The organism is Pseudomonas putida (assembly GCF_028682635.1).
Classification (GTDB): Bacteria; Pseudomonadota; Gammaproteobacteria; order Pseudomonadales; family Pseudomonadaceae; genus Aquipseudomonas; species Aquipseudomonas putida_AE.
In genome coordinates this window covers 371,983-378,832 of the sequence record NZ_JANHLK010000002.1, presented here as the reverse complement: position 1 = coordinate 378,832, position 6,850 = coordinate 371,983, and the positions used below count along the sequence as shown (strand labels likewise).

General features: G+C 62.3%; 5 protein-coding genes. 4 read left to right on the top strand and 1 reads right to left on the bottom strand.

Annotated elements, in window-relative coordinates; all coding sequences use genetic code 11:
* Window positions 1–1,266, bottom strand: a 1,266-nt coding sequence (locus NPS56_RS04215; protein ID WP_274073595.1) for a retention module-containing protein, incomplete at its 3' end; no start/stop codon positions are given.
* On the opposite strand from NPS56_RS04215, the gene NPS56_RS04210 reads away from it, so the two are divergent.
* The 4 genes from NPS56_RS04210 (at window position 1,267) to NPS56_RS04195 (ending at window position 6,757) form a co-directional block, all read left to right on the top strand.
* A complete protein-coding gene (locus NPS56_RS04210) occupies window positions 1,267–1,734 on the top strand; it encodes a hypothetical protein (RefSeq protein WP_274073594.1) in 468 nt (155 codons plus the stop codon). It begins immediately after the preceding gene.
* A gap of 57 nt (window positions 1,735–1,791) precedes the next feature.
* Window positions 1,792–3,150 (top strand): TolC family outer membrane protein, encoded by a 1,359-nt coding sequence (locus tag NPS56_RS04205; protein ID WP_274073593.1) that lies wholly within the window; start codon window positions 1,792–1,794, stop codon window positions 3,148–3,150.
* A gap of 73 nt (window positions 3,151–3,223) precedes the next feature.
* Complete coding sequence (locus tag NPS56_RS04200; RefSeq protein ID WP_274073592.1) at window positions 3,224–5,383, top strand: type I secretion system permease/ATPase; 2,160 nt, start codon at window positions 3,224–3,226, stop codon at window positions 5,381–5,383.
* A 9-nt stretch (window positions 5,384–5,392) separates the two neighbouring features.
* Window positions 5,393–6,757, top strand: coding sequence for an HlyD family type I secretion periplasmic adaptor subunit (locus tag NPS56_RS04195; protein WP_274073591.1), 1,365 nt, complete (start codon window positions 5,393–5,395; stop codon window positions 6,755–6,757).
* The last annotated feature ends 93 nt before the right edge of the window (window positions 6,758–6,850 follow it).

Sequence of the window (6,850 nt, the reverse complement as noted above, 5' to 3'; positions counted from 1 at the left end):
ACCGTTGGCGTTGAGCACGAGGGTGCCGTAGGTGCCGACGAAGGTGCCGGGGGTGATTGGGCCACTGTTGGGGCCGGTCGCTACGCGGTCGGCGCCTTGCACGTCGTTGCCCAGGACGTTGCCTTCGAGGGTGAGTCGGGTTTCCGAGGCGGTGCTGAGATTGTTGTCATCGATCGCGTTGGGCAGGTCATCGGTGATGTTGACGTCCAGAGTGCCGGTGGCGGTGTCGCCGTTGCTGTCACCGGCCACCACGGTGAAATGTTCGCTGAGTTGGGTGCCGTCGCCGGTCGAATGGTTTTCGCTGCCGTTGAGGGTGTAGCTGTAACTCACCACGCCCGTGGTCGGGTTGTAGCCGGTGATGGTCAGGGTGCTGCCCAGCGGCGTGGTGATCGATTGCGGAAAACCGTTGGCCACGCCAGCGCTGATCACGCTGATCCCGCCGATGCTCAGGCTGGTCAGGCCGTCAGGTGCCGTGACGGTGAAGGTGCCGCTCTGGGTCAGCGCGTCGGGATTGCTCGCCGAACCTTCGGCCAGGTTGGCTTCCTTGACGGTCAGTTCACCGCCCGCCACCGACAGCCCGGTGAGGCTGACCGGATTGTTCTCGGGCGGGGTGACGACAGGGGGTATGACTTCCGGTGGTGTGACTACCGGCGGCGTGACTTCAGGTGGTGTTACCAAGGGTGGTACTACCACCACAGGCGGTGTAATGACTGGCGGCGTAATCAGCGGTGCAGAGGCGCCATCCTCAGGGTTGCGATCGCCGTCGTGCCGCTCCCGCGGAAACTCCGGAATACCGTTGAACCCGGCGGTTGGGAAACCGATGGTCGGATCGACATGTCCCCCCACTTCCTCAAGCATGACAAAACTGTGGCCCCCGCCCAGTGCGCCCCCAGCAGGTCCGGTCGAACCCGGGCCGGCCGCCGTGGCTTCAGCGGTCTGGGTCGGGTCGTCACCGGCGGCAATGGCTTTTTGCAGTTGCTCGACATCGGTCAACTGCGCCTGGCTCGGGGTCGTCGCTTCAGCGGTATCCACATGGGGCGAAGTTTGCGCCAGCAACTGGTCAGTCATCTGCAGGCTACTGCCACGGCCCAGCGTCAATTCCTGGCCGTTTTGCAGATGCACCGCCACCGCGCCTTCGGCCCCGGTCACCAGTTGATCGCCGGCAAACAACCGGTCCCCCTCGACCAGCACTCGACGGGCGCCGTCACCCGCCACCGCGAAGACCTGACCGACAACCTTGCTGACGATACCGATGAGCGTAGCCATGTGCATTCCCTCCGCTGCCAACGCTTTGTCGGCACCCTGTCTGAATGCGGAGAACATGCACATGGGCTCAAGCAGGTTGCCTGGCGAATTGCCGCCGCTGTTCGCGAACCGGATAACCCCTTTGCAATCAATGGCATTGGGCTACCTGTCGAAAATAACGTCATCCGCCAGCATTGCGTAACAGTCCTGAATCACCTTGGCGACAAAAAACCGTCACCCCAGTCTGCCTCGCACCCCTCCCCTCCAGCACTTCTCCGCTCTTTGTCGATAAGTGGACTTGAACTTTCCTCAAGCCGTGATGAGCGCCATAAGGCACATAAATCAAGGGCTTTCGCAGTGAACAATGTGCTGGATTTGGCAGAGTACATAAGTTTTTTTTGGCATAAGTCTTATGAGAAAAACTTCTTAGGTCCGCCTGAAAATGTTCTTAGCTCTCTTGTTACAAGCATGAAACGGTTTGACCTATAAATGTCGTCAAATAATTGGCGACGCATAAAGTACCACTAGGATTCAGGGAGATGGACCATGCGCCTTTTAAACCCCCTCTGCAGCGCGGTTTTGCTGGCAATTGCCTGCAGTTCCCAAGCGCATGCCATGTCACTGACCGAAGCGATCCAGAGCACTATCGCGACCCACCCGGAGCTGGCATCGCGGGTGGACAGCCGTCTGTCGGCTGATGAAGATGTTAAAGTCGCCAAGGGCGGTTTTTATCCATCGGTGGACCTGAATGCCGCGTACGGGCGCGGGTACAGCGACAACACCAACACCCGGGCGCTGGGCAATCACCACACCGAAATCCTCAACTACACCCAGTCTGAACTGCGTCTGCGGCAGATGCTCTTCGACGGGTTCAACACCGCCAACGAAGTCGAGCGGACCAAGGGCGTCGTCAACTCCCGGGCGTATTACGCCCAGGGCACCGCCCAGGACCTGGCCCTGCGCACCACCGAGGTCTACCTCGAAGTGCTCAAGCGCCGCGAGCTGGTGACATTGGCCAAGAACAACCTGCAAGCGCACTTGCGCGTCAACGATCAGATCGGCCTGCGCACCGAGCGCGGGGTCGGCAGCAACGCCGACGCCGACCAGTCCAGCGCCCGTCGAGCCCTGGCGGAAAACAACCTCGACACCGCCGAAGTCGATCTGGCCGACGCCGAGTCGAACTTCGCCGCCGTAGTCGGGCGCCTGCCCGATGAACTCGAAGCACCGCCGTCGATCCGTGGTGAAGTGCCAGCCTCGCTGACCGATGCCCAGCAAAGCATGGTCGACAACAACCCCTACCTGAAATCCGCCCAGGCCGACGTGCAATCGGCCGAGAGCCAGTACGAAGTCGCCAAATCGCCGTTCTACCCACGCTTCGACGCCGAAGCCGCGGTGGGCGCGAACAACAACATCGCCGGCGAAGAAGGCCATGACAACGAATGGCGGGTCGGCGTGGTGATGAACTACAACCTGTTCCGCGGCGGCAGCGACAAGGCGCGCCTGCAGTCCGATGCCCACAAGATCAATCAGGCGATGGACATCCGCAACAACGCCCTGCGCCAGCTCAACGAAAACATCAACCTGGCCTGGAACGCCATGGTCAACGCCAAGAAACAAACGCCGACCGCCCGCGAGTACGCCGAGACCAGCCGACGCGTGCGCGTGGCGTATCAGGATCAGTTCGGCCTCGGCCAACGTACCCTGCTCGACCTGCTGGACAGCGAAAACGAGCTGTACAACGCCAACCGCCGCTACACCGAGGTCCGCTACACCGAGGAGTATTCGATGTACCGCGTGCTGGCGAACATGGGCCAGTTGCTGAGCAAGCAACACGTGGTGCTGCCGGCCGACGCCGTCGCCCAGGCGGAAGTGAAAAGCGAAGCTCGCCTGCCTGAACTCAGATGAACACAAGGAGATGTGAACAGGGGGATGTGCAGATACCCATGCCAGATGCCGTAGCGCAACGGGAGCGATCAATGTGACCAGCATGGAAACCGCCAACACCGGTGTCGATCCACGCCTGAGCTTCGATGACCCGCTTCTGGACGGTCTGTTGATCCTCTGCAAACTCCACGGCGCGACGGTCAGTCGCGCCAGCCTCAGTGCCGGGCTCCCAATGGCACACCAACGCCTGAGCCTGGACCTGCTGCCCCGCGCAGCGGCCCGGGCGGGATTGCAGGCACGCCTGCTGCGCCGCGACCTGAAAGACATCAGCGCGCTCAACCTGCCGGTGCTGCTGTTGCTCAACAACGGCCGCACCACCGTGCTGCGCCGCTTTGGCGAGGATGGCCGGGTCCTGGTCCTGCCCAGCGAAGCCGATGGCGGCGAGCAATGGACCACCACACAAGAGCTTGCCGAACACTACAGTGGCCAGGCGCTGTTCGCCCGGCCCCGGCATGAACTCGAAGACCTCCGTTCCCCCCTGGTGCCGCGGGTAGAGGCCTGGTTTCGCGACACGTTGAAGCTGTCGAAATGGCTGTACAGCGACGCGATCCTGGCGAGCTTCCTGATCAACCTGCTGGGCCTGATGGTGCCGCTGTTCGTGATGCAGACCTACGACCGCGTGGTGCCGAACCAGGCCACCTCGACCCTGTGGGTGCTGTCCATCGGCCTGCTGATCGGTACCGGTTTCGAACTGGTGCTGCGGGTGGTGCGCGCGCACTTGCTGGACACCGCCGGCAGAAAGACCGACGTGATTCTCTCGGCGACCCTGTTCGAACGCATCACCGGCATGGCGATGAAGGCCAAGCCTGTGACCATCGGTGGCTTTGCCCAGAGCATTCACGACTTCCAGGGGCTGCGCGAGTTTCTCACCGCCGTGACCCTCACCAGCCTGATCGACCTGCCCTTTGCCCTGCTGATGCTGGTGGTGATCGGCCTGCTGGGCGGCTGGCTGGTGGTGATTCCGGTCCTGGCGTTTCCGATCACGATCATTTTCGCCATGATCATCCAGGCGCGCTTGCGCGACACCGTGCAGAAAAGCCTGAGCCTGGGCGCCGAACGCCAGGCCCTGCTGATCGAAACCCTCGGCGGCCTGGAAACCCTCAAGGCCTGCAGCGCCGAAAGCGAGCGCCAGCACAAATGGGAAAGCACCCACGGCGCCCTCACCCGCCTCGACAGCCATGCGCGCAACCTCTCGGCACTGGCCACCAATGGCACGCTGTTCATCCAGCAGTTTTCCGGCATGGCGACCATCGTCGCCGGGGTCTACAGCATCATCGCCGGTAACCTCAGCGTCGGCGCACTGGTGGCGACCTACATGCTCGGCAGCCGGGTACTGGCACCACTGGGACAGATCGCCGGCCTGATCACGCGCTACCAGCAAGCGCAACTGACCATGAAAAGCACCGACGCACTGATGTCCCTGCCGCAAGAACGCGATGCCAATCAAAGGCCGCTGGAACGCACGCAACTGCAAGGCGCGCTGGATGTGGTCGGCGCGACCTTCCACTACAACGGCCAGAATGCCCCGGCGCTAGCCAATGTCAGCTTCAGCGTGAAACCCGGCGAACGGATCGGCATCATCGGTCGCAGCGGCTCGGGCAAAAGCACCCTGGCGCGCCTGGTGATGGGCTTCTACGAACCGGCCCAGGGCCAATTGCTGCTCGATGGCCTGGACCTGCGGCAACTGGACGTCGCGGACCTGCGCCATCAGATCGGCTACGTCGCCCATGACCTGCCGCTGCTGGCCGGCAGCCTGCGCGACAACCTGACCCTGGGGGCGCGCTACATCAGTGACGCGCGCATGCTCGAAGTGGCCGAACTGACCGGCGTCACCGAACTGGCCCGGCAACACCCGCAAGGCTTCGACCGTCCTGTCGGCGAGCGCGGGCAATTGCTCTCCGGTGGTCAACGCCAGGCCGTGTTGCTGGCCCGGGCGTTGCTGCTCGACCCGCCGATCATGCTGCTCGACGAACCCACCAGTGCGATGGACAACAGCAGCGAAGACGCCCTGCGGCAAAAACTCCACACCTGGGTCCAGGGCAAGACCCTGCTGCTGGTGACCCATCGCACCTCGATGCTCAGCCTGGTCGATCGCCTGGTCGTGCTGGACAACGGGCGGATCGTCGCCGACGGCCCGAAAGAAGCGGTCATCGATGCACTGCGCAAGGGCCGTGTCGGCTCTGCGGCCGTCTAGGAGTTGCCTATGTCCGCTTCATCGGATTCTTCGAAAGCACGTGGCTACTTCGACAGCTTCAGCAAGAGTGCCGAAGCCGAGTTCATGCCGGAAACGGCCGGCGCCGCGTTGCAGGATTCCCCACGCTGGTCGCGGATTACCGTGTGGCTGGCCGCCGCGTTGCTGATCAGCGCGTTGGCCTGGGCCAGGTTCGCGGTGCTGCAGGAAGTCACCATGGGCGAAGGCAAGGCGATTCCGTCGAGCAAGGTCCAGGTGATCCAGAACCTCGAGGGCGGCATCGTCACCGAGATCTTCGTGCGTGAAGGGCAGATGGTGAACAAGGGCGACACCTTGCTGCGCCTGGATGACACGCGCTACCTGTCGAACAAGGGCGAAAGCGAGGTCGATCGCTACGCACTGACCGCGCAGGTCGAACGCCTGTCGGCCGAAGCCGAAGGCCGGCCCTTCAAGCTGTCGGAAGAAGTGATTGCCAAGGCGCCGCAAGTGGCCGAAGACGAACGCTCGCTGTACGAACAGCGGCAACGTCGACTGGCCAGCGAACAACGCACCCTGACCGAACAACTGCGGCAAAAAACCCAGGAACTGGCGGAATTTCGCTCCAAAGCCGGGCAATACGGCTCCAGCCTGGCGCTGGTCAACCAGGAAATGGCCATGTCCGAGCCCCTGGTCAAGACCGGCGCCGTGTCGCCGGTGGAGATCCTGCGGCTCAAGCGCAGCGCGGTGGAAATCCGTGGTTCGCTGAACGCCACCACCCTGGCCATTCCCCGGGCGGAATCGGCGATTGCCGAGATCCGCAGCAAGATTGATGAATCCGAACAGACATTCCGCTCGGAGGCGGCCAAAGAGCTGAACGAGAAACGCACCGACCTGTCGAAAATCACAGCCTCGAGCATTGCCATCGACGACCGCGTGACCCGTACCACGGTGCTCTCGCCGGTCAAGGGCATCATCAAGATGCTGAAGGTCAACACCATCGGCGGCGTGGTCCAGCCGGGCAGTGACATGGTGGAAATCGTGCCGCTGGAAGACAACCTGCTGATCGAGGCCAAAGTCCGGCCACAGGACGTGGCGTTCCTGCATCCGGGCCAGAAAGCCATGGTCAAGTTCAGTGCCTATGACTACACGATCTATGGCGGCTTGAGTGCCAAGCTGGAGCTGATCGGCGCCGACACCATCACCGACGACAAGGGCAACAGTTTCTACCTGATCCAGGTGCGCACCGACAAAAACCACTTGGGTGGGGACGTGAAACCGTTGCTGATCATTCCGGGGATGGTGGCGACGGTGGATATCATTACCGGGGAGAAGACGGTGTTGGATTATCTGCTGAAACCGGTGTTGAAAGCGCGGACCGAGGCGATGCGAGAGCGGTAGTCTGGCTGGATTTTTTTGGTGGCTGTTATACCGTCATCGCTAGCAGGCTAGCTCCCACCCTTGATCGCGTTTGTCCTGAAGGAACTCGGTCAA